Annotated in this window: 19 protein-coding genes and 1 pseudogene; 12 read left to right on the top strand and 8 right to left on the bottom strand. The window is 63.6% G+C overall.

Annotated elements, in window-relative coordinates; translation table 11 throughout:
* Positions 1–59: 59 nt before the first annotated feature.
* Entirely contained in the window at positions 60–1,295 is a 1,236-nt protein-coding gene (locus NKJ58_RS10650) for a hypothetical protein (protein ID WP_352518308.1), read from the bottom strand.
* 601 nt (positions 1,296–1,896) lie between these two features.
* Complete coding sequence (locus NKJ58_RS10645; protein ID WP_023748141.1) at positions 1,897–2,535, bottom strand: isochorismatase family protein; 639 nt, start codon at positions 2,533–2,535, stop codon at positions 1,897–1,899.
* A gap of 127 nt (positions 2,536–2,662) precedes the next feature.
* Between NKJ58_RS10645 and NKJ58_RS10640 the strand changes: the two genes are divergently transcribed.
* Positions 2,663–3,658: a GlxA family transcriptional regulator gene (locus NKJ58_RS10640; protein ID WP_023669983.1), complete on the top strand. Its 996-nt coding sequence runs from the start codon at positions 2,663–2,665 to the stop codon at positions 3,656–3,658.
* 15 nt (positions 3,659–3,673) lie between these two features.
* On the opposite strand, the gene NKJ58_RS10635 is transcribed toward NKJ58_RS10640, so the two are convergent.
* Positions 3,674–4,231 carry a sugar O-acetyltransferase gene (locus NKJ58_RS10635; RefSeq protein WP_352853087.1) on the bottom strand — a complete coding sequence of 186 codons (558 nt, stop codon included), beginning with the start codon at positions 4,229–4,231 and terminating at the stop codon, positions 3,674–3,676.
* A 154-nt stretch (positions 4,232–4,385) separates the two neighbouring features.
* Here NKJ58_RS10635 and NKJ58_RS10630 point away from each other — a divergent pair, with 154 nt between their 5' ends.
* From NKJ58_RS10630 to NKJ58_RS10615, 4 genes and pseudogenes are all read left to right on the top strand, one after another.
* Positions 4,386–4,847, top strand: coding sequence for a membrane protein (locus NKJ58_RS10630; protein WP_023669981.1), 462 nt, complete (start codon positions 4,386–4,388; stop codon positions 4,845–4,847).
* Entirely contained in the window at positions 4,844–6,235 is a 1,392-nt protein-coding gene (locus tag NKJ58_RS10625) for an FAD-containing oxidoreductase (RefSeq protein ID WP_352853085.1), read from the top strand. The genes NKJ58_RS10630 and NKJ58_RS10625 overlap by 4 nt, the downstream gene beginning before the upstream one ends.
* Positions 6,236–6,350: 115 nt before the next feature.
* Positions 6,351–7,528: pseudogene (locus tag NKJ58_RS10620) on the top strand (MFS transporter).
* Positions 7,529–7,619: 91 nt separating this feature from the next.
* Complete coding sequence (locus NKJ58_RS10615) at positions 7,620–8,675, top strand: succinylglutamate desuccinylase/aspartoacylase family protein (protein ID WP_352518311.1); 1,056 nt, start codon at positions 7,620–7,622, stop codon at positions 8,673–8,675.
* Between the two features lies 1 nt (position 8,676).
* Here the strand turns inward: NKJ58_RS10615 and NKJ58_RS10610 are convergent, their stop codons facing one another.
* A complete protein-coding gene (locus tag NKJ58_RS10610) occupies positions 8,677–9,447 on the bottom strand; it encodes an isocitrate lyase/PEP mutase family protein (RefSeq protein WP_023686174.1) in 771 nt (256 codons plus the stop codon).
* A 321-nt stretch (positions 9,448–9,768) separates the two neighbouring features.
* Between NKJ58_RS10610 and NKJ58_RS10605 the strand changes: the two genes are divergently transcribed.
* The gene (locus NKJ58_RS10605) at positions 9,769–11,958 is read left to right on the top strand and encodes an anthranilate synthase (RefSeq protein WP_352518312.1); all 2,190 of its coding nucleotides are present in this window, start codon (positions 9,769–9,771) and stop codon (positions 11,956–11,958) included.
* A 23-nt stretch (positions 11,959–11,981) separates the two neighbouring features.
* The gene (locus NKJ58_RS10600; protein ID WP_196813681.1) at positions 11,982–12,911 is read left to right on the top strand and encodes a cation diffusion facilitator family transporter; all 930 of its coding nucleotides are present in this window, start codon (positions 11,982–11,984) and stop codon (positions 12,909–12,911) included.
* Between the two features lie 6 nt (positions 12,912–12,917).
* Here NKJ58_RS10600 and NKJ58_RS10595 read toward each other — a convergent pair whose 3' ends face one another.
* The 3 genes from NKJ58_RS10595 to NKJ58_RS10585 all read right to left on the bottom strand — a co-directional run bounded on the left by NKJ58_RS10595 (position 12,918) and on the right by NKJ58_RS10585 (position 14,699).
* Positions 12,918–13,304, bottom strand: coding sequence for a type II toxin-antitoxin system VapC family toxin (locus NKJ58_RS10595; RefSeq protein ID WP_023711114.1), 387 nt, complete (start codon positions 13,302–13,304; stop codon positions 12,918–12,920).
* Positions 13,301–13,546, bottom strand: coding sequence for an antitoxin (locus NKJ58_RS10590; RefSeq protein WP_023711113.1), 246 nt, complete (start codon positions 13,544–13,546; stop codon positions 13,301–13,303). The genes NKJ58_RS10595 and NKJ58_RS10590 overlap by 4 nt, the downstream gene beginning before the upstream one ends.
* 64 nt (positions 13,547–13,610) lie before the next feature.
* Complete coding sequence (locus tag NKJ58_RS10585; protein WP_352853083.1) at positions 13,611–14,699, bottom strand: hypothetical protein; 1,089 nt, start codon at positions 14,697–14,699, stop codon at positions 13,611–13,613.
* 100 nt (positions 14,700–14,799) lie between these two features.
* Between NKJ58_RS10585 and NKJ58_RS10580 the strand changes: the two genes are divergently transcribed.
* The 5 genes from NKJ58_RS10580 to NKJ58_RS10560 all read left to right on the top strand — a co-directional run bounded on the left by NKJ58_RS10580 (position 14,800) and on the right by NKJ58_RS10560 (position 18,436).
* Positions 14,800–15,228 carry a DsrE family protein gene (locus tag NKJ58_RS10580; protein ID WP_023686179.1) on the top strand — a complete coding sequence of 143 codons (429 nt, stop codon included), beginning with the start codon at positions 14,800–14,802 and terminating at the stop codon, positions 15,226–15,228.
* Between the two features lie 73 nt (positions 15,229–15,301).
* Positions 15,302–16,081 (top strand): SDR family NAD(P)-dependent oxidoreductase, encoded by a 780-nt coding sequence (locus tag NKJ58_RS10575; protein ID WP_352560633.1) that lies wholly within the window; start codon positions 15,302–15,304, stop codon positions 16,079–16,081.
* 79 nt (positions 16,082–16,160) lie between these two features.
* Positions 16,161–16,469, top strand: a complete 309-nt coding sequence (locus NKJ58_RS10570; protein WP_023691624.1) for a putative quinol monooxygenase — start codon at positions 16,161–16,163, stop codon at positions 16,467–16,469.
* Positions 16,470–16,549: 80 nt separating this feature from the next.
* Positions 16,550–17,638 (top strand): AbrB family transcriptional regulator, encoded by a 1,089-nt coding sequence (locus NKJ58_RS10565; RefSeq protein WP_023711109.1) that lies wholly within the window; start codon positions 16,550–16,552, stop codon positions 17,636–17,638.
* 45 nt (positions 17,639–17,683) lie between these two features.
* The gene (locus tag NKJ58_RS10560; protein ID WP_023669968.1) at positions 17,684–18,436 is read left to right on the top strand and encodes an SDR family NAD(P)-dependent oxidoreductase; all 753 of its coding nucleotides are present in this window, start codon (positions 17,684–17,686) and stop codon (positions 18,434–18,436) included.
* Between the two features lie 53 nt (positions 18,437–18,489).
* Here the strand turns inward: NKJ58_RS10560 and NKJ58_RS10555 are convergent, their stop codons facing one another.
* A complete protein-coding gene (locus NKJ58_RS10555) occupies positions 18,490–19,386 on the bottom strand; it encodes a LysR family transcriptional regulator (RefSeq protein WP_023669967.1) in 897 nt (298 codons plus the stop codon).
* Positions 19,387–19,505: the final 119 nt, after the last annotated feature.

Raw genomic sequence — 19,505 nt, 5'->3', positions numbered from 1 at the left:
TTTGTCTCGACAACCAAGGGCGCCGCAGCCATGCGGCGCCCTTTTGCTTGCCGGGCTTCTCACGCCACTGTCGAGGACCCGAACTTCTTGATCCCGGCGACCGACATGCTGACGAACTGGTCGAGAATGGTGAAGAAGATATCCAGACTGAACCCAAACAGGAAGGAGAAGGTGAAGAGGCTGAAGCCTATTCCCGAAGCCTCCTCTCCAAGCTTGGTGCCCGGTGCTACAAACCAGGCAAGCACCATGCCGGCCAGCGCCCCCAGTGCGATCCTGTGGATCAGCCGCGACAGCGGTGGATTGGGCAGCAGCGGATTGAGGATCATCCGCATGTGAAACATGATGGCTCCGAGCGCGCCGTAGAAGGCCGGGAGTATCCACAAGGCATATGGGCTGAGAACCTCGTCCAGCGTCTTTATCTGCGCGGTCAGCGTGTAGATCGAGTTCGGCGCGATCGTGATCACTCCGTCGCACTGCAGGCTGCGCGTTGCCTCGTCGAAATCGGCATTCACGTCCGTCACTTTTTCCGAAGACGTACCTTCAAGATTGTTCGGGTTTTTCTTTTCGGTGTTTATCTGCGCGCAATAGGCATCCGGCTGATTGGGGAGCTCCTTGAGCTTGTCTGGAGGCGTGGATTTACTCACCCCCAGCGGCTGGTCACAGAACTGGTCTATGGCACCTTGCTGGGAATACTGAGCCTGGCCCGCCGCTACGCCATCTGCCGTGGAGGTTGAATAAAATTTGCAGTACATCCATTGCATTCCCCAGATCGGGAATTGCGCGTCCTCAGTCATGAACCCTTGCGCTCTTCTCACCAGGGAGGAAAAGCGCTGGTCGAGAGCGTGAAGGCTATCTTCCGAATTGTAATAGGCGTCCTTCAGAAGCGTCAGATCCGTGGTCGAAGCCTGCTCGGACGATGCCGAGCTCAGTTGTTTCTTCGTCGCCCAAACCTGGCGTATCGCCTGTCCGAACCGTGCGCTGAAATCATTGTTGTCGATTTCTATGAGTTCGGAGTTTATCGCGACTCCCTTGTTGTAAATGTACGTCAATCTTCCGGTTACAACCATGAAAAGCACGGAAAGAGCCACGAGAAAGTACGTCGCCAGCGCGGTCTTGCGCGACATGTCACCGGGCGACCAGCCCGATCGCAGTGCCGCCAGGGTGGCAAATGGCACGGTGCCGGAACAATCGTTGAAAACCGTCTGAAGATTGACGACCTCAGGCTGGCTGGCCGTCGCATCGTCGAGCTTTTCGGCATTGCCGATGGCCGCAAACAGGGAACTGTCCTTGAACACACCGTAGCGGCCGTAGTTGGCGACCAGCTTGGCGTCCGCGATGAGTCCAGAACGAGAGGGTCGGCCGGTGTCGTCGTCATCGTGAAATCCCCCCGCCTGACGACTACCCTAGATAGCCCGGCACATAGCCGTATTGCGACGGGCACCCGCACGGATATCCGGGCGGGCCGGGCGGCTGCGCCCAGCACCAGAAGGATTGAGTGAAGCAGATCGTCCCCGGCGCGTGCGAAGGGACCTGGGCGAAAGCGGGCCATGGCAAGAGTGCCGCGGCACCAGCCAAGGCGAGAACGACTGTAGTTCGTGCAATTCGCGCTTTCACTTGTTTCTCCCGGGGAAGTCTACCCAGTCCCACCCCTTGATCCAGATATACCGTTCCTCGGAGAGAGGCCTTCGTCTGTGAAAGACTTCACTCTGTTCTCCAGTTCCCCATCCTGAGATAGAGCCCGATCTGAGTTTCTTGCGTTTAGCCGGCTCATCATCCCGAAAGTGAATGGGCCCAGCCGAAAAGACTTCCAAACGAGGCCACGCCCCGGTGTTCGTGATCAGGAACGCCAAAGGGCGCCGCAGACTGCGGCGCCCCTGTTCCTTCGCGGCAATTTGCCTATGCAGCGTTGCGCGCCAGCGCGCGCTGGTTGGACGCATAGGGCGTGTCGCGTTCGGGCAAAGCACCGGTCTTCAGGCAATCGATCCATTCGGCGGTCTTGAGCACGGCCGCAAAGCGCGACTGCAGGATGATGGACACCACGCGGTGGATCTCCTCGGCCGAGGCGTAGCCGGCGCTGTTGGCGTAAGGCAGCGAACCGGTGGCGTCGGACAGGAACTCGACCGCAAAGCCGACATGCGCGGCGTGGATGATGCTCGACAGGTCGCAATTATGCGTCATGTAGCCGATCACCGTTATCGTATCGATGGTATTGGCGCGCAGCCACGCCTCGAGGTCGGTGCCGGCAAAGGCGCTAGGCAGTGACTTCTCGACATAGTGGTCGCGGCTTCGCCGGGCGATCTCGGGATGCAGTTCGCCGCCATGGCTGCCCTTGGCGAAGACTGGCGAGGTCTCGGGCGCCATCTGCTTGACGACCACCACCTTCACGCCGGCCGCAGCGGCGGCATCCATAGCGCGCGCGACATTGACGACGCTGTCGCGGAACGGCGGATACTGGATGGCGAGGTTGCCGCCATCATAATCGTTCTGGACATCGATGACGATGAGCGCGCGGCGCGGCGTGATATTGGCGGACATGGTGTTCTCCTTCGGGCTTGAATGGGATAGGTCGAAAATAGGCGGATCGCCCGACTGCCAAAAGTGGCCCGATTGACATCATTCGAAAGAATTAGGACAATTCGCTTTTCGCTTGCTGGAAACACGCATGGCCGACCCGATCATTGCCGTTCTCGCCTTTGACGGCATCAGCCCGTTCCACCTCTCCGTGCCGTGCGTGGTGTTCGGCACCGACCGCACCAAGCTTGGCTTGCCGCGTTTCGACTTTCGCGTCTGCGCGCTCGACGATGGAGCGATCCACACCGATGCCGGGCTGACCATCGCGGTGCCGTATGGCCTTTCCGCATTCGACGATGCCGACATCGTCATCATTCCGAGCTGGAAGGATCTCGAGGCCCCACTTCCGCCGCCGCTCCTGGCAGCGCTCACCCACGCGCACCGGCGCGGTGCGGTGATCGTCGGCCTCTGTCTCGGCACCTTCGCCATTGCCGCCGCCGGGCTGCTTGCGGGCCGGCGTGCGACGACACATTGGGCCTCCACCGACCGGCTGCAAACATTATACCCGGACATCGAAGTCGACGCCGACGTGCTCTATGTCGACGACGGCGACATCGTCACCTCGGCCGGCGTCGCCGCCGGGCTCGATTGCTGCCTGCACATTGTGCGCGCCCGCTATGGCGCAGAGGTAGCGCTGCGGCTGGCCAGGCACATCGTGCTGTCGCCGCACCGGCAGGGTGGGCAAGCGCAGTTCATCGAGCGCCCGCTGGCGAAAACCCCGGCCACCGACCGCTTCACCCTGGCGCTCGACACGGTGCGGGCAACGCTCGGACAAACGCACAACCTCGACCGCGTCGCGGAGGCCGCGGGCCTGACCCGGCGCACTTTCACCCGCCGTTTCCAGAAATCGATCGGCACCAGCTTTGGCGAATGGTTGGCCGGCCAACGCATCGAACTGGCGCAACGGCTGCTGGAGGCGACGGAAAAATCGATGGACATGGTGGCCTTCGAAGCCGGCTTCGGCAGCGCCACCTCGCTGCGCCAGCATTTCGCCGCACGGCTCAAGACGTCACCGGCCCAATACCGGCGTGAATTCTCGCGACGAGCCGGTCCGGACGAGCGCATGGCACGCACGGCTTCATACTGACCGCCCACGACGAGTTCAGCCCCGCTTGACCGCCCGCGCCGGATTGCCGACCACCGTGGTGTTGTCAGGGACGTCGCGCGTCACCACCGCGCCGGCGCCGACTATGGCGCCATCGCCGATGCTGATGCCGCCGAGGATGATGGCGCTGCCGCCGATCCAGGCGTCATCGCCGATGGTGACCGGCCTGGCAATCTCCAGTCCCGACTGACGGCCAGCGGCCTCCTTGTGGTGCTCGGCGCAGTAGATCTGCACATTGGGGCCGAGAAGCGTCCGCCTGCCGATACGCACCGGCGCGGTGTCGAGGATGGTGCAGCCGGCATTGAGGAAGGCGCCGTCGCCGAGATGGATGTTGAAACCGTAGGCGCAGTGGAACGGCGCCTCGATGCGGCCGCCCTCGCCCGTGCTGCCGAGCAGCACCGATAGCGCTGGACCGATATTGCCGCGTTGCTGGGGCGGTATCGTATTATGCTCGAACACCGCATCGCGCGCGATCGCCCGCAGCGCCTCCAGTTCGTCGTCGATGCAGATGTACCATTCGCCTGCAATCATCCTTGTGCGTTCGCTTCCGGCCATCACAGCGACTCCGTCCCTTCGTCATGTTCGACTGGTTACCAAAGTACAATGCTCACTGATGGAAGAAGCACCATCGCCTACTCTCGTCAAACGTAGGACCTATGCTAGCTTGCCCTCGTGGGCCAGTCCCGGGCCTGCTTTCGAGGGGATCGACATGCTCTATTTGCTTGCACTTCTGATCGGCGTCATTGCCGGTCTTCGCGCCATGACCGCGCCGGGCGCGATCGCCTGGGGCGCCTATCTCGGCTGGCTGCCGGTGGCCGGCACCTGGGCAAGTTTCATGGGCCATTGGGCCGCCGTCGGTATCTTCACCATCCTCGCCATCGTCGAACTGGTCACCGACCAGCTGCCCTCGACGCCGAGCCGCAAGGTGCCGCAGCAATTCGGCGCCCGCATCCTGCTTGGCGCCTTCAGCGGCGCGGTGATCGGCGCCACTGCCGGTTCCACCATTGGCGGCCTGATTGCCGGCGCCATCGGTGCTGTCATCGGCACCTATGGCGGCGCCGAAGCGCGCGGCCGGTTGGCCGCCGCCTTCGGCAAGGATTTGCCTGCCGCCCTCATCGAGGACGCGGTGGCGATCATCGGCGGCCTGCTGATCGTGGCGGCGGTGGTATGACTGCCCAAGCCTCAGACGCCAAGACATACGACGCCATCATCATCGGCGCCGGACAGGCCGGCCCTCCTCTCGCCGGCCGGCTGACGTCAGCCGGCATGAGCGTGGCGCTGATCGAGCGCAAGCTGGTCGGCGGCACCTGCGTCAACACCGGCTGCATGCCGACCAAGACCATGGTCGCCAGCGCCTATGCCGCGCATCTGGCGCGGCGTGCCGCGGACTACGGCGTGACGTTCTCAGGCCCTGTCGGCGTGGACTACAAGAGGATCAAGGCGCGCAAGGACAAGGTCACAAACGACTCCCGCAGCAATCTGGAGACGTGGATCGCCGGCATGAAGGGCTGCACGCTTTATCGCGGCCACGCCCGCTTCGAATCCGCCAACACCGTGCGTGTCGGCGGCGACCTTCTGACCGCCGAAAAGATCTTCCTCAACACCGGCGGCCGCGCCTCGGTGCCCGACCTGCCGGGCGTCAACGACGTCGACTACCTCACCAACTCCTCGATGATGGATCTCGATGTTTTGCCGCGCCATCTTATCGTCGTCGGCGGCAGCTACATCTCTCTTGAATTCGCGCAGATGTTTCGCCGCTTCGGCTCTGAAGTCACCGTCATCGAGAAGAGTTCGCGCCTGACCGGCCGCGAGGACGAGGACGTGTCGGCGGCCATCCTGTCGATCCTCGAAAACGAAGCCATAGAAGTCCATGTCGGCGCCGACGACATCCGCTTTGCCAGACAGGGCAAGGACATCGCCGTGACCTTCTCATCCGGCAAGCCGCCGGCGGTCGGCTCGCATGTGCTTCTGGCACTCGGCCGCACCCCCAACACCGACGATCTCGGCCTCGATAAGGCCGGCGTCGCGGTCGATCTGCGCGGCTTCGTCACCGTCGACGACCAGCTGCGCACCAGCGTGCCCGGCATCTGGGCAATGGGCGACTGCAACGGCAAGGGCGCCTTCACCCACACCTCCTACAACGATTATGAGATCGTCGCCGCCAATCTGCTCGACGACGATCCGCGCAAGGTCAGCGACCGCATCGAGGCCTATGCGCTCTACATCGATCCGCCGCTCGGCCGCTGCGGCATGACCGAGGCGGCGGTGAAGAAATCCGGGCGCAAGGCGCTGGTCGGCCAGCGGCCGATGACCCGCGTCGGCCGCGCCATCGAAAAGGGCGAGACGCAAGGTTTCATGAAGATCCTGGTCGATGCCGACACCAGGCAAATCCTCGGCTGCTCCGTGCTCGGCCCCGGCGGCGACGAGGCGGTGCACTGCGTGCTCGACCTGATGTACGCCAAGGCGTCGGTCGATACGCTGGCGCGCGCCGTGCATATCCACCCCAACGTCTCGGAGCTGTTGCCAACCATCGCCCAGGAGCTGAAGCCGCTCGCCTGACATAGCTCCGCGTCAAGCTCAGCGCTTTCTGCATTGGTGCGTTGCAGCAATGTGCATTGCGCGCGGCAAGGCTTCTCGTTCAGTCTGAATTGAACCGATTCAGTCTGGATTTTCCATGCCTTTGCCGATCCTTGCGCTTGCCATTGCGTCCTTTTGCATCGGCACCACCGAATTCGTCATCATGGGCCTGTTGCCGGAGGTTGCGGCCGATCTCGGCGTGTCGATCCCCTCGGCCGGCCTGCTGGTCACCGGCTATGCGCTGGGCGTCGTCTTCGGCGCACCCATCGTCGCCATGGCCACCGCGCATCTGCCGCGCAAGCCGGTGCTGGTCGCGCTGACGGCGATGTTCGTCGTCGGCAATCTGCTCTGCGCCATTGCGCCCAATTACTGGCTTCTGATGGCCGCGCGCGTCTTCACCGCGTTCGGTCATGGCGCCTTTTTCGGCATTGGTTCCGTCGTTGCCGCCAGCCTGGTGCCGCGCAACAAGCGCGCCAGCGCCATGGCGATGATGTTCGCGGGATTGACGCTCCCCAACATTCTCGGCGTTCCTGCCGCACCGCGCTTGGCGAAGCCTTCGGCTGGCGCTCCACCTTCTTCGCCGTCGCCGGCATCGGCCTGATCTCTGTTGCCGCCATCGCCTGGCTGGTGCCATCCAATGTCGTCGAACCGAGCGGCGGCGGCCTGCGCAGCGAACTGCGCGTGCTGGGGAAGCTGCAGGTCTGGCTCGCCATGCTGATCGCCTCGCTGGCCTCGGCCAGCCTGTTTGCCGTCTTCACCTACATCAAGCCCTACCTTACCGATGTCTCCGGCCTGTCGACCTCCGCGGTCACCTGGGTCCTGCTGCTGTTCGGCGCCGGCATGACCATAGGCAACATCATCGGCGGCCGGCTGGCCGACTGGAAATTGATGCCGACGGTGATCGGCACGCTGCTTTTGATGGCGGTTCTGTTTGTCGGCTTCATGCAGTTCGGCGCTATCGCCAGCGTCGCCATCGGCGTCGTCTTCCTGTGGGGACTGCTGATCTTCGTCGTCGTGCCGCCGCTGCAGATCCGCGTCGTCGAAGCGGCTTCGGAAGGGCCGAACCTCGCCGCCACGCTCAACCAGGGCGCATTCAATGTCGGCAATGCCAGCGGCGCCTGGATCGGCGGCGTGGCTCTGTCGGCCGGCGTTTCCTATGCTCATTTGCCGCTGGTCGGCGCGGTGCTGGCCCTGCTGGCGGTCAGCGTAGCCGTCGTCTCGCAGGCGATCGAAGGATCGGCGCCGATAACGACGGTTCCGGCCGCCGCCGAATAATTCCATTGCGCCCATGGCGGCGCGAACTGGACCAATCGACAGCCCTTCGGCAAAAGTGCATGTGTTCTGCCTCTTATCCTGGAGGCATCCCATGCAGAAATCGATCGAACGCATCGCCGGCGATACCGAAGGCGTTTCCTACGAATTCCCGGTGTTCCGCTTCGACGGCGCCGACAAGGCAGCACCTTCGGCCTATCTGCAGGCAGCACTCCACGCCGGTGAATTGCCTGGTGTCGTCGCCATCGACGCCTTGATGCCGGCGCTGAACAAGGCCGAAGCCGAAGGCCGCATCAAGGGCAACATCACGGTCGTGCCCTGGGCCAATCCGATCGGCCGCGCGCAATATCATTTCGGCGAGCACCAGGGCCGCTTTCATCTCGGCACCCGCAACAATTTCAACCGCGGCTTTCCGTTGCTCGCAGCACCGGACGCCAAGCTTTTGCCCGACACCACGCTTGGCACCCCCGACCAGCGATTGAAGACCCGTCTGGTGCAGCTGTCGCTCGGCCACGACATCGTGCTCGACCTGCATTGCGACGACGAGGGCCTTGCCTATCTCTACGTCCACGCCAGCCTGTGGCCGGCGATGGCCGATTGCGCCGCCGCCATGGGTATCGACGCCGTGGTGTTGTGGAGCGAGGACACGGACGGCACCTTCGAGGGCGCCACGATCATGCCCTACCAGAACGTCCCCGCCAACGTGGCGAAGCTCGACCGCCGCGTTGCCACCACGGTAGAATACCGTGGCATGCTGGATGTCGACGGCGCGCTGGCAAGTTCCGATGCCGAAGGCCTTTACCGGCTTATGGCGGCGCGCGGCGTCATCGCCGATACCGCCCTTCCCGCACCCGGCGCGTTCAAGGGCCTCGTCGCGCCGCTGGAGAACATCGACATGATGCCGGCGCCCCGGGCCGGCGCCATCCTCTACGACGTCAAGCCCGGCGACCGCGTCGCCAAGGGCGCGCGCCTCGCCACCATCGTCCACACACCGGGCGAGGCCGGCGGCCGCACCGAGGTGCTGGCGCCGCAGGACGGCGTCATCCTGACCCGCCGCTCGCGCCGCATCATCCGCGCCGGCGAGGATCTCTTGAAGCTGGTCGGCGACAAGAAGAGCGCCGACGCGAGGTCAGGCACGCTGGAGGACTGAGCTAACCCGAAATCGCCAGCCGCGCCTTGGCCTCGAGCCATTCGGCCATCTGCCGGTACGGCACCGGGCCGTGGCTGACACGGGCGACACCAAGCTCGGCCAGGCGCTGGCGCGGCGGCACATGCGCCAGCGCGATGATGTTGACCGGCAGCACGGTGGCCTTGCACAGCGCCTCGATCAGACCCTCGTCGCCGAGCCCCGGCGCAAAGAAGCCGCTAGCTCCTGCCTTTTCATAAGCGTGCGCCCGCTCGATGGCCTGGTCGAGCAGCACGCTGTCATGCGCATCCGGCTTGGCCTTGAGGAAAATGTCGGTACGGGCGTTGATGTAGGCGGGAATGCCGGAAGCCTTCACCGCCGCCGCTGCCGCCTCGATCCGCTTCACCTGTACCGCGATGTCGTGCAGACCGGCGCCGCCGACGATCTGGTCCTCGAAATTGAAACCGATGGCGCCGGCCTGCAGGGCACGTGTCACCGTCTGGGCGACAGTCTCCGGCTCGACGCCGTAGCCGCCTTCGAGGTCCATGGTCACCGGCAGGTCGACTGCCGCCACGATGCGCCTGATGTTGTCCAGCGCTAGCTCCAGCGGAATTTTCTCGCCATCGGCATAACCAAAAGCAGCCGCGACCGGCCAGCTTCCGGTGGCGATCGCCTTGGCGCCCGCCCTCTCGACGATCTTGGCCGAGCCCGGATCCCAGGCATTGTAGAGAACGATCGGGTTGCCCTTGACATGAAGGGCATGGAACGTGCGTGCGCGCTCGATCTGCTCGGTCATTGCTGTCTTCCCGTCTTTCCGATGTTGGACGAACAGTCTAGGCAGGACCCCAAGCCTTGGCGATGTGCCATGGGCTGCAGAAGCGGCGGCCACAAACAGGCCTTTCAAACCTGTTGCGCATCCGGCTTTTCGCCGCTATGGATTTCGCCCATGAACATGCGCTCGATCAAGACCATTTGGTGGTGGGCTCGCTGACAGCGGCCTGTTCGAACGCGTGCGCGTGAAAATAGAGGGTGGCCGCAACGGAATGTCCGGGCGGCCATTTGTTTTTTCAAAGCCATTCCCGGGTCCGTTGCCCCAACAAGCCATATGGAGACGGCAATGACGATGACGGCTCTGGAAAACGGCGCGGAAAGCTTCGTGACCGCAGGTGGTGTCACCATCACCCGCGAACGCCACGACAAGCCTTACGCCGGTGCGATCGATGCTTATGTCGACGGCTTGAACTCGCGCCGTGGTGCGGTGTTTTCCTCGAATTACGAATATCCGGGCCGCTACACACGCTGGGATACGGCCATCATCGATCCGCCGCTGGTGATTTCCGCGCGTGGCCGCGCCATGCGCATCGAGGCGCTGAATGGCCGTGGCGAAGTGCTGCTGCCGGTGATCGGCAAGACGCTGGCCGGCATTGCCGAGGTGACGATTGCTGAAACCTCGAAAAAGCTGATCCGCCTCGATGTCGCCAAGCCCGGCCGCGTCTTCACCGAGGAAGAGCGCAGCCGCGTCCCCTCTGTGTTTACTGTGCTGCGCGCCATCACCGCTTTGTTCAAGACCGATGAAGACGCCAATCTCGGCCTTTACGGCGCCTTCGGTTACGACCTCGCCTTCCAGTTCGATCCGGTCGACTACAAGCTCGAGCGCAAACAGAGCCAGCGCGATCTCGTGCTGTTCCTGCCTGACGAGATCCTGGTCGTCGACCATTATTCGACCAAGGCCTGGACCGACCGCTACGACTATTCCGGCGACGGTTTTTCAACCGAGGGGCTGCCGCGGGACGAAATTGCCGAACCGTTCAAGACCGCCGACCGCATCCCGCCGCGCGGCGACCATGAGCCGGGCGAATATGCCAATCTGGTGCGCAAGGCGATGGACAGTTTCAAGCGCGGCGACCTGTTCGAGGTCGTGCCCGGGCAGATGTTCTACGAACGCTGCGAGACGCAGCCTTCCGAAATCTCGCGCAAGCTGAAGTCGATCAACCCGTCGCCCTATTCCTTCTTCATCAATCTCGGCGAAAACGAGTATCTGATCGGCGCCTCGCCCGAAATGTTCGTGCGCGTCAACGGCCGCCGCGTAGAGACCTGCCCGATCTCCGGCACCATCAAGCGCGGCGACGACGCCATTTCCGACAGCGAGCAGATCCTGAAGCTGCTCAACTCCAAGAAGGATGAATCCGAGCTGACAATGTGCTCGGACGTCGACCGCAACGACAAGTCCAGGGTCTGCGATCCGGGCTCGGTGCGCGTCATCGGCCGCCGCCAGATCGAAATGTATTCACGCCTGATCCACACCGTCGATCACATCGAAGGGCGCCTGCGCGAAGGCATGGATGCCTTCGACGCCTTCCTGTCGCATGCCTGGGCGGTCACCGTCACCGGTGCGCCGAAACTGTGGGCGATGCGCTTCATCGAGCAGAACGAAAAGAGCCCGCGTGCCTGGTATGGCGGCGCCATCGGCATGGTCAATTTCAACGGCGACATGAACACCGGCCTGACGCTCCGCACCATCCGCATCAAGGACGGCATTGCCGAGGTGCGAGCCGGCGCCACATTGCTCTTCGACAGCATCCCCGAGGAAGAAGAAGCCGAAACCGAACTGAAGGCATCCGCCATGCTCTCCGCCATTCGCGACGCCAAATTGGGCAATGCCGCAGGCGCCGAACGCACCACCGCGCGCGTCGGCGACGGCGTCAACATCCTGCTCGTCGACCACGAGGACTCCTTTGTCCACACACTGGCCAACTATTTCCGCCAGACCGGTGCCAATGTCTCGACCGTGCGTTCGCCGGTGCCGGAAGAAGTCTTCGAACGGCTGAAGCCCGATCTCGTCGTGCTGTCGCCCGGACCGGGCACGCCGAAGGATTTCGACTGCGCCGCGACCATCAAGAACGCCCGCGCCCGCGACCTGCCGATCTTCGGCGTCTGCCTTGGCCTGCAGGCGCTGGCCGAGGCCTATGGCGGCGAACTCAGGCAGTTGCACGTGCCGATGCACGGCAAGCCGTCGCGCATCCGCGTCTCCAAGCCCGGAATCATCTTCTCCGGCCTGCCCAAGGAAGTGACCGTCGGCCGCTACCACTCGATCTTTGCCGATCCGGTGCGGCTGCCCGACGATTTCATAGTCACCGCCGAGACCGAGGATGGCATCATCATGGCCTTCGAACACCGCAAGGAGCCGATCGCCGCCGTCCAGTTCCATCCGGAATCGATCATGACGCTCGGCCACAATGCCGGCATGCGCATCATCGAAAACATCGTTGCGCATCTGCCGCGCAAGGCCAAGGAAAAGGCCGCTTAGAAACGATGGCGGCGACGGACAACATGGCGGCGATCGCAGCGAAGGCAGCGGCCAGGCAAAGGATCGCCAGCCTTGCCTTCTGGTCGATTGTCATCGCCTGCGTGGTGCTCGCGCTCAAGCTTGCCGCATGGTACGTCACCGGCTCCGTTGCGCTCTATTCGGATGCGCTGGAGTCGATCGTCAACGTCATAGCCTCGGCCGCCGCCTATTGGGCGGTCCTGGTCAGCTACAAGCCGGCCGACCAGGACCATCCGTTCGGCCACCACAAGGCCGAGTATTTTTCGGCGGTGCTGGAAGGCGTGCTGATCGTGCTCGCCGCGCTTTTGATCCTCAACGAGGTCTGGCGCTCCTGGCAGACGCCGACCCCGCTCGAACAACCCTGGGAGGGCTTGGCGATCAACGGCGTCGCCACCGTCATCAACGCCTTCTGGGCCTGGACGCTGATCCGCGCCGGGCGCAGCGCAAAATCACCGGCGCTGGTCGCCGACGGCCGGCACATCATGACCGATGTCGTGACCTCGGTCGGCGTCTTCGGCGGCCTCGTCGGCGCTATCCTGACCGGTTGGCAGATCCTTGATCCGGCGCTTGCCGTCATCGTCGCGCTCAACATCCTGTGGCAGGGCTGGCACGTCATCGGCTCGTCGATGAACGGGCTGATGGACCGCGCAGTGGACACGACCGAACACATGCACATTCGCGACATCATCTCGGCCAATTGCAAGGGCGCGCTGGAGGTTCATGACCTCAAGACCCGCATCGCCGGCCGCGCCACGTTCATCGAGTTCCACCTGGTCGTCGACGCCGACATGACGGTCGGCGCCAGCCACGTCATTTGCGACCGCATCGAGGACGCGCTGAAGGCCGAAATCCCCTCGGTGCGCGTCACCATCCATGTCGAACCGGACGACGAGGCGAAGCTGCCGAAAGGCACGACGGCGGTGCCGTTCGCGTGAGACGAGTTACCACGTTTCGATAGTGAGATCTTTGATCCGCTCGAATTCCCGGATATTGCGGGTTATCAGCGTGAGGTCCCGAGCACGTGCCTGCCCGCCAATCAGCGCATCGTAGGGACCAATCGGGGTTCCCAGTGCCGCAAGCCCAGCACGAATCTCACCGGCATGTCTCGCGTCGTCTCGGTCGAATTCAAGTACCGGGAACTGCAAGGCGTCGATGCGCGCCAGATTTTGGACCTTTCGCTGGCTCTTTTCAGCGCCGTAGTACAGCTCATGCAAAACGACCGCCGAGAGAGCAAAGTCTTGTGGTGCATGCCGTTTGAGCAAAGCCAGCAGACCCTCGTCGCCCGCGATGACCGCTATGACGGCATTGGTGTCGAGCAGGTAGGTCACTTAAAGAGGTCATCCAAAGCAGGTCGATCCTGACCATCCTGACGCTCCAGCGCTCCCTGGGCGAAATCGTCGTCAACCGGTCCGATGACCTGGTCGAGCCATGCCCAATCCTGCGCAAGCGGCTCCAAGATGACAGTTTGCCCATGACGACGGATCGAAACCTCGTCTGCCTCGAACCGAAACTCCTTAGGCAAGCGCACAGCTTGTGACCGGCCTGACCAGAACACCTTTGCCTTGTCCATGTGCATCCTCAAATGAGATATAGCAAAGATATATACCATGGTAGCGTCATAGACAAGATCGAACTCAACGAGTGCAGGCCGACTGCGGCATAGCCTCCAACCGGTAGACCTTGTCATCGGACTTGGTCTTGCCATCCGCCGAGCACAGATCGACAATCGCCAGGCTGCTATTGGGGTTGGCCAGCATGAGGGTGCCGTTGGCGCCGCGCTTGAGGAAGATTTCCTTTTGCGCGATATCGCAGGAAAAGTTGCTCATCTTCGAACTGGCCGCGCAGCGCCATTGATCCGCTTCACCCTGGCAGGAATAGGTCTGCGTGACCTTCGTCCCGTTCTTCCTGGTGGTCACCGAAACGGCGACATCGGAGCCGTCGGGCCAGTTGGCGACATCGCCTGAGGCAAAGGAGGCGAGTTCGACCGGCCCGCGGAAGACCCGGATCGACTGCGTCACCTGGTCGGGATGCGAGGAGAGATGCGCGGCATCGTAGTCTCGCCCGAAACAGAAAGGCTGGTCCGGCTTCAGTCGCTCGCGCAAGGGAGCCCCAAGCGCCGGATCGATCGGGTCGATCTTGGCGAATTCAGCCTGGCAGGTTGCGGCCGGCATCGGGTCGAGGCGGAAATTATTGTCCTCCGAGCCCAGAGCCTGCCGGTCATATTCGGCTTCGCCCAGTTCGTCTTCCGATCCGGCGTCGAGATAGAGATCGGACGAGACGTCGGTGAGGATCAGGCGGCCTTTGTCGTCGAGCTTCAGCGACGCCATGGTGCGGTCGCAGTCCATGCCGCAGCGGATCGGACCTGACTTGCCGTCCTCGGACTCGTGATTGCACCAGCCGCCGGCCCATTGCGGCGCCTTGGCGCCGCGCACCACGGTGGTGAGAAAACCGTTGTAGGAGGTGTCGGCGTTTGCCATCGGCTCCTCGTTCGGATGGCTCACCGGATCATGGCCATAGAGGAAGACGATCCGCGCCACCTTCTGCTTTGGATGCGCCTTGAGGTGCGCCGCATCATAGACGCGGCCGAAACAGGCATCGGCGCCATTCGGGCTGAGTTCGGGTAATTTAAGCACATCGTCGGCCGCGGCCGAACCCGCAAGCGCGCCGAGCAGCACGGCGCCAAATCCAGCGCTGGCAACAACCTTCCACTTCCTGAACGCCATGTGACCCCCTCCTCGCATCGACAGGACGTAACGTGAATTTATGCTAGTATCATGGCCGCAGCCACGCAATTTGCGGGGAGCGCCAAGCCGAGAGGATGCCATGCGTCGACGCGACATGTTCCGGGCCAGCCTTGCCGGTGCCGCCGGCCTGTTCGGGCTGAGCCGGGCCGCCGCCGCTGAAGACAGACCGAAGGTCGCCTATCACCTCAGCGACCTCGATAAGGTCAACTTCGTGCTCGGCAACATCAAGAACCACTATGAAGGCACCGGCGGCAATGTCGACATCGTGTTGGTCGTGCATGGTCCGGCCCTCGCCGGCTTCAAGTCGAAAGGCATATCGGCGGCGATCTCGGGACGCTTTGCCGGCCTTGTCCAGCAGGGCCTTGAGCCGCATGCCTGCGGCAACACCATGCAAGGCATGGAGATCACGCTTGCCGACCTGCTCGAGGGCTTCCACGCCGCCGACAAGGGCGGCGTCGTCAAGCTCGCCGAACTGCAGCGCCAGGGCTACGCCTATCTCCGGCCCTGAGCCGCCACGGGCTTGAACGTGAAGGCCATGAGAGCCTACGAAGGGTGGCCAAACAGCCCGAAGGAAAGTGCTCATGACCGCGACCACCCTCGTCATCCCCGATCTTGCCGGCAAGGCGGTGCTGGTCACCGGCGCTTCGACCGGCATCGGTGCCGCCCTTGCACTGGCCTACGCCGGCCAGAAATGCCGGGTCGCCCTGCACTACAATTCGAGCCGCGAAGCGGCCGAAACGCTGGCCAAGACCATCCGCGACGGCGGCGGTGAGGTGTTCCTGACACAGGGCGACTTCTCACAGGCCGCCGATGTCGAGCGGGTAGTCGAGGAGAGCGCGCAACATTTCGGCCGGCTCGACGGGCTGGTCAACAATGCCGGCGGCATGCTTGGCCGTGTACCTTATGCCGAGCAGACCGAGGCGCATTACGACGCGGTGATGGATCTCAACGCCCGCTCGGTGCTGACGGCGTCGCGCAAGGCGATGCCATGGCTGAAGAAGCAGGGCGGCTTCATCGTCAACACCTCGTCGATCGCGGCGCGCAATGGCGCTGGCGGCGGCGCCGGGCTGTACGGTTCGGCCAAGGCCTTTGTCTCCAATGTGACGCGCGGCATGGCCAAGGAACTGATCGGCTTCGGCATCCGCGTCAACGCGGTGGCGCCGGGCACCATCGCGACACCCTTCCATGAGCGCTATTCCACCGACGAGCAGATGAAGGGCATGGTCGCCACCATTCCTCAAGGGCGTGCCGGCACGGCCGAAGACTGCGTCGGCGCTTATCTGTTTCTGTCCTCCGATCTTTTGAGCGGCTACATCACCGGTCAGGTCATCGAGGTGAACGGTGGCCAGTTGATGCCGTGAGCCGGCAATTGCATACTGCGTCTCGCAACCATGCATGTCGTGCGCACGTTTGCTGAGGTTGGAAGAAAGGGGAGAGGCAATGTACGGATTGATCGGAAAGATGCGGGCGGCGCGCGGCCAGCGCGACGCGATCATGGATGTGCTGCTCGCCTCGACCGGCGCCATGCCGGGTTGCCTGAGTTATGTCATCGCCCGCGACCCGGCCGATGCCGACGCGATCTGGGTGACCGAAGTGTGGACCGACGCCGCAAGCCACAAGGCTTCGCTGCAGCTGCCGGAGGTCCAGGCAGCGATCGCCAAGGCCCGGCCGATCATCGCCGGCTTCGAATTCCAGGTCGAGACCCATCCGGCCGGCGGTTTCGGCCTGCCCGCCATCAAGAACGAGTGACATCCCAACGCGGGGTCGGGGTCGTGAATTTCGTCCGAGACAGCGTTCGCATTTTTCTCTTCCAGGTCTAAGACCCAAACATGGACTCTTCGCCAGACCAACCGGCCGTCGAACGCATGGCGCGCATGCGTCCGGTTCGGCAGTGGCTGGTGCTGCTGATCGTCTCGCTGCTGTTCGCCGGCGCGCTGGAATACGCCGCACTGCCGGCGGCGCTGCTGATCGGCCCGATGCTGGCGGCGATCCTTGCCGGCACCAATGGCGCCACGGTGCGCGTGCCGCGGCCGCTGTTCGCCGCCGCCCAGGCCTTGGTCGGCTGTCTGGTCGCGGCGTCGATCTCCACCGACATTTTTTCGGTGTTCTACAAGGAATGGCCGCTGGTCCTTGTCGTGGTGCTGGCGACCCTTGCGGCGTCCAGCCTGCTTGGCTGGTTGATCAGCCGCTGGCGCATCCTGCCCGGCACCACCGCGGTCTGGGGCTCGTCGCCGGGTGCTGCCACTGCCATGGTGCTGATGGCCGGTGCCTTCGGCGCCGATCAGCGCCTCGTCGCCTTCATGCAGTATCTGCGCGTCATCTTCGTCTCGATGACGGCAGCACTCGTCGCCAAGATGTGGGTCGACACTTCCGGCATCGAGGTACCAGCCATCGTCTGGTTCCCGCCGATCGAACCGGCAGCCTTTGCCGCCACGCTCGGCGTGGCGCTGGTCGGCGGCCTGCTCGGCCGGTTGTGCCGGCTGCCGTCACCCTTCTTCCTCGGCACCTTCATCATCGGCACCATCGTCCATCTCGGCTTCGGCGTGGCGATGCAATTGCCGCCATGGCTGCTGGCGCTCTCCTATGCGATGGTCGGCTGGTCGATAGGGCTGAATTTTACCCGGGCGATCCTGCGTCATGCGACACGGGCGCTGCCGCAGATCGTCGGCTCTATCGTCGTGCTGATCGCCTTTTGCGGCGGGCTAGCCTGGCTGATCAGCCACGTCCTTGGTATCGATCCGCTGACCGCCTATCTCGCGACCAGCCCCGGCGGCATGGACAGCGTCGCCATCATTGCCGCCGCCGCGCAGAACGTCGACATATCCTTCGTCATGGCCTTGCAGTCGACCCGCTTCCTGGTCGTGCTCATCGCCGGGCCGAGCATAGCGCGGCTGGTGGCGAGAGCCGTCAGGGACTGAGATTCAAATATCCAGGGAAGAGGAAAAGTGCCCATGAAACGTCGTGTGAATGCCGTCGATCTCTCAGGCCGGGTCGCCGTGGTGACCGGCGGCGCGCAAGGCATCGGCCTTGCCGTCGCCCGGCGACTGCTGTCATCGGGTGCCAGCGTCGCCATCTGGGATGTGGACGAGACCGCCATGGCGAAGGCCGTTTCCGAACTCGCCCCGCTCGGCCGGGTCGAGGGTTTGCTGTGCGATCAATCGCTGATGGAGGCCGTCGACAGCGCCGCGACCGAAACCGAGCGCTCGCTTGGTCCGGTCGATCTGCTGGTAAACAATGCCGGCATCGCCGGACCGGCAGCGACGGTGGCGGATTATGATCCTGCCGCCTGGCGCCAGATAATCGACATCGACCTCAACGGCGTCTTCTACTGCTGCAAGCGCCTGGTGCCCGGCATGATCGCGCGCAGCTACGGCCGCATCGTCAACATCGCCTCGGTCGCAGGCAAGGAAGGCAATCCGAATGCCGCCGCCTATTCCGCCGCCAAGGCCGGCGTGCTCGCGCTGACAAAATCGCTCGGTAAGGAGTTGGCTGGCCACGACATCGCCGTCAACGCGCTGACCCCATCGCCCGCCCGCACCCGCATCCTCGAACAGCTCACTGAGGCCCAGGTCGCCTACATGCTGGGCAAGGTGCCGCGAGGCCGGTTCGTCGAAGTCGAAGAGGCGGCTGCGATGATCGCCTTCATGCTATCGGACGAAAATTCCTTCACCACCGGCGCAACGTTCGATCTCTCCGGCGGCCGCGCCACCTACTGAGAAGCGCCGCTGTTCCTTGCTGTCGCCGTCGCTGTCGGCCGCGAAGGACTAATTCAAGAGCCGCTCAGCGTCGCGGCAAGCCGGTCGGGAAGAAAGTCGACGAAGGCGCGAACCTTTGGCGACAAATGGCGATTGGACGGCCAAAGCAACCGGAACTGGCCGCGGCCGTCGACATGATCGTCCAGCACCGTGCGCAGCAGGCCGTCACGCAGCGCCTCGCGGACCAGGAAATCGGGCATCGAGCTGATGCCGAGCCCGGCCATCGTGGCGCCCTTCAGCGCCTCCGTGTTGTTGCAGGTCAGCATCGAGCGGACCTGCGGCTCGGCGCTGCCGCCGATGAACGGCCAGCCTTGCAGCTTGCCGCTGTTGGGAAAGCGGAAGCGGATGCCGTAATGGTTCACGAGATCGTCCGGGCGGCTCGGGTTGCCGTGCTGCTCGATATAGGAGGGTGCCGCACACAACAGCAGCCGGAAGGGTGCAAGCGGCCGCGCCACCAGGCGCGAATCCGGCAGGTCGCCGCTGCGGATCGCGATGTCGACGCCTTCGTCGATGAGGTCGACGATGCGGTCGTTAAAGTCGATGTCGAGTTCGATTTCGGGATAGCGCGCCATGAACTCGGACAGCACCGGGAACAGCAAATGATAGGTCACGATCGGCGTCGAAACGCGCAGCCGCCCATGCGGTGTTTCGCGGCTCCGCGACAGCATCGCCTCGGCATCGTCGATGTCGTCGAGGATGCGCCGCACCCGCTCGTTGAACAGCTTGCCCTCTTCGGTCAGGCCGATGCGGCGCGTGCTGCGCTGAAGCAACCTGACGCCGAGATCCTGCTCGAGCCTGGCGACGCTCTTGCCGACGGCCGATGCCGAGATGCCGAGCGTGCGGCCCGCAGCGATGAAGCTGCCGAACTCAGCCGTGCGGGCAAAGGCCAGGAGCCCATTGAGGCGTTCCATCGCATCTCTCCATTCGAGCGTTTCAGTCCGGTATATCTGGAGATTTAACACTATTTTTCTCGAAGTGTCGCGAGCCTATCTTCCCGTTACGACCGGCGCAGCAAGCTTGCGGCAGGCCG

This window comes from Mesorhizobium sp. M0139, from assembly GCF_040322455.1.
Classification (GTDB): domain Bacteria; phylum Pseudomonadota; class Alphaproteobacteria; order Rhizobiales; family Rhizobiaceae; genus Mesorhizobium.
The sequence above is the reverse complement of the archived record's forward strand: the minus strand, read 5'-3'. Positions and strand labels throughout refer to the sequence as shown.

Excerpts from the sequence above, each read along its gene's own strand:
- NKJ58_RS10645 (WP_023748141.1), bottom strand. The coding sequence starts at position 2,535 with ATGTCCGCCAATATCACGCCGCGCCGCGCGCTCATCGTCATCGATGTC.
- NKJ58_RS10640 (WP_023669983.1), top strand. The coding sequence starts at position 2,663 with ATGGCCGACCCGATCATTGCCGTTCTCGCCTTTGACGGCATCAGCCCG.
- NKJ58_RS10635 (WP_352853087.1), bottom strand. The coding sequence starts at position 4,231 with ATGGCCGGAAGCGAACGCACAAGGATGATTGCAGGCGAATGGTACATC.
- NKJ58_RS10630 (WP_023669981.1), top strand. The coding sequence starts at position 4,386 with ATGCTCTATTTGCTTGCACTTCTGATCGGCGTCATTGCCGGTCTTCGC.
- NKJ58_RS10625 (WP_352853085.1), top strand. The coding sequence starts at position 4,844 with ATGACTGCCCAAGCCTCAGACGCCAAGACATACGACGCCATCATCATC.
- NKJ58_RS10615 (WP_352518311.1), top strand. The coding sequence starts at position 7,620 with ATGCAGAAATCGATCGAACGCATCGCCGGCGATACCGAAGGCGTTTCC.
- NKJ58_RS10610 (WP_023686174.1), bottom strand. The coding sequence starts at position 9,447 with ATGACCGAGCAGATCGAGCGCGCACGCACGTTCCATGCCCTTCATGTC.
- NKJ58_RS10605 (WP_352518312.1), top strand. The coding sequence starts at position 9,769 with ATGACGATGACGGCTCTGGAAAACGGCGCGGAAAGCTTCGTGACCGCA.
- NKJ58_RS10600 (WP_196813681.1), top strand. The coding sequence starts at position 11,982 with ATGGCGGCGATCGCAGCGAAGGCAGCGGCCAGGCAAAGGATCGCCAGC.
- NKJ58_RS10590 (WP_023711113.1), bottom strand. The coding sequence starts at position 13,546 with ATGGACAAGGCAAAGGTGTTCTGGTCAGGCCGGTCACAAGCTGTGCGC.
- NKJ58_RS10585 (WP_352853083.1), bottom strand. The coding sequence starts at position 14,699 with ATGGCGTTCAGGAAGTGGAAGGTTGTTGCCAGCGCTGGATTTGGCGCC.
- NKJ58_RS10580 (WP_023686179.1), top strand. The coding sequence starts at position 14,800 with ATGCGTCGACGCGACATGTTCCGGGCCAGCCTTGCCGGTGCCGCCGGC.
- NKJ58_RS10575 (WP_352560633.1), top strand. The coding sequence starts at position 15,302 with ATGACCGCGACCACCCTCGTCATCCCCGATCTTGCCGGCAAGGCGGTG.
- NKJ58_RS10570 (WP_023691624.1), top strand. The coding sequence starts at position 16,161 with ATGTACGGATTGATCGGAAAGATGCGGGCGGCGCGCGGCCAGCGCGAC.
- NKJ58_RS10565 (WP_023711109.1), top strand. The coding sequence starts at position 16,550 with ATGGACTCTTCGCCAGACCAACCGGCCGTCGAACGCATGGCGCGCATG.
- NKJ58_RS10555 (WP_023669967.1), bottom strand. The coding sequence starts at position 19,386 with ATGGAACGCCTCAATGGGCTCCTGGCCTTTGCCCGCACGGCTGAGTTC.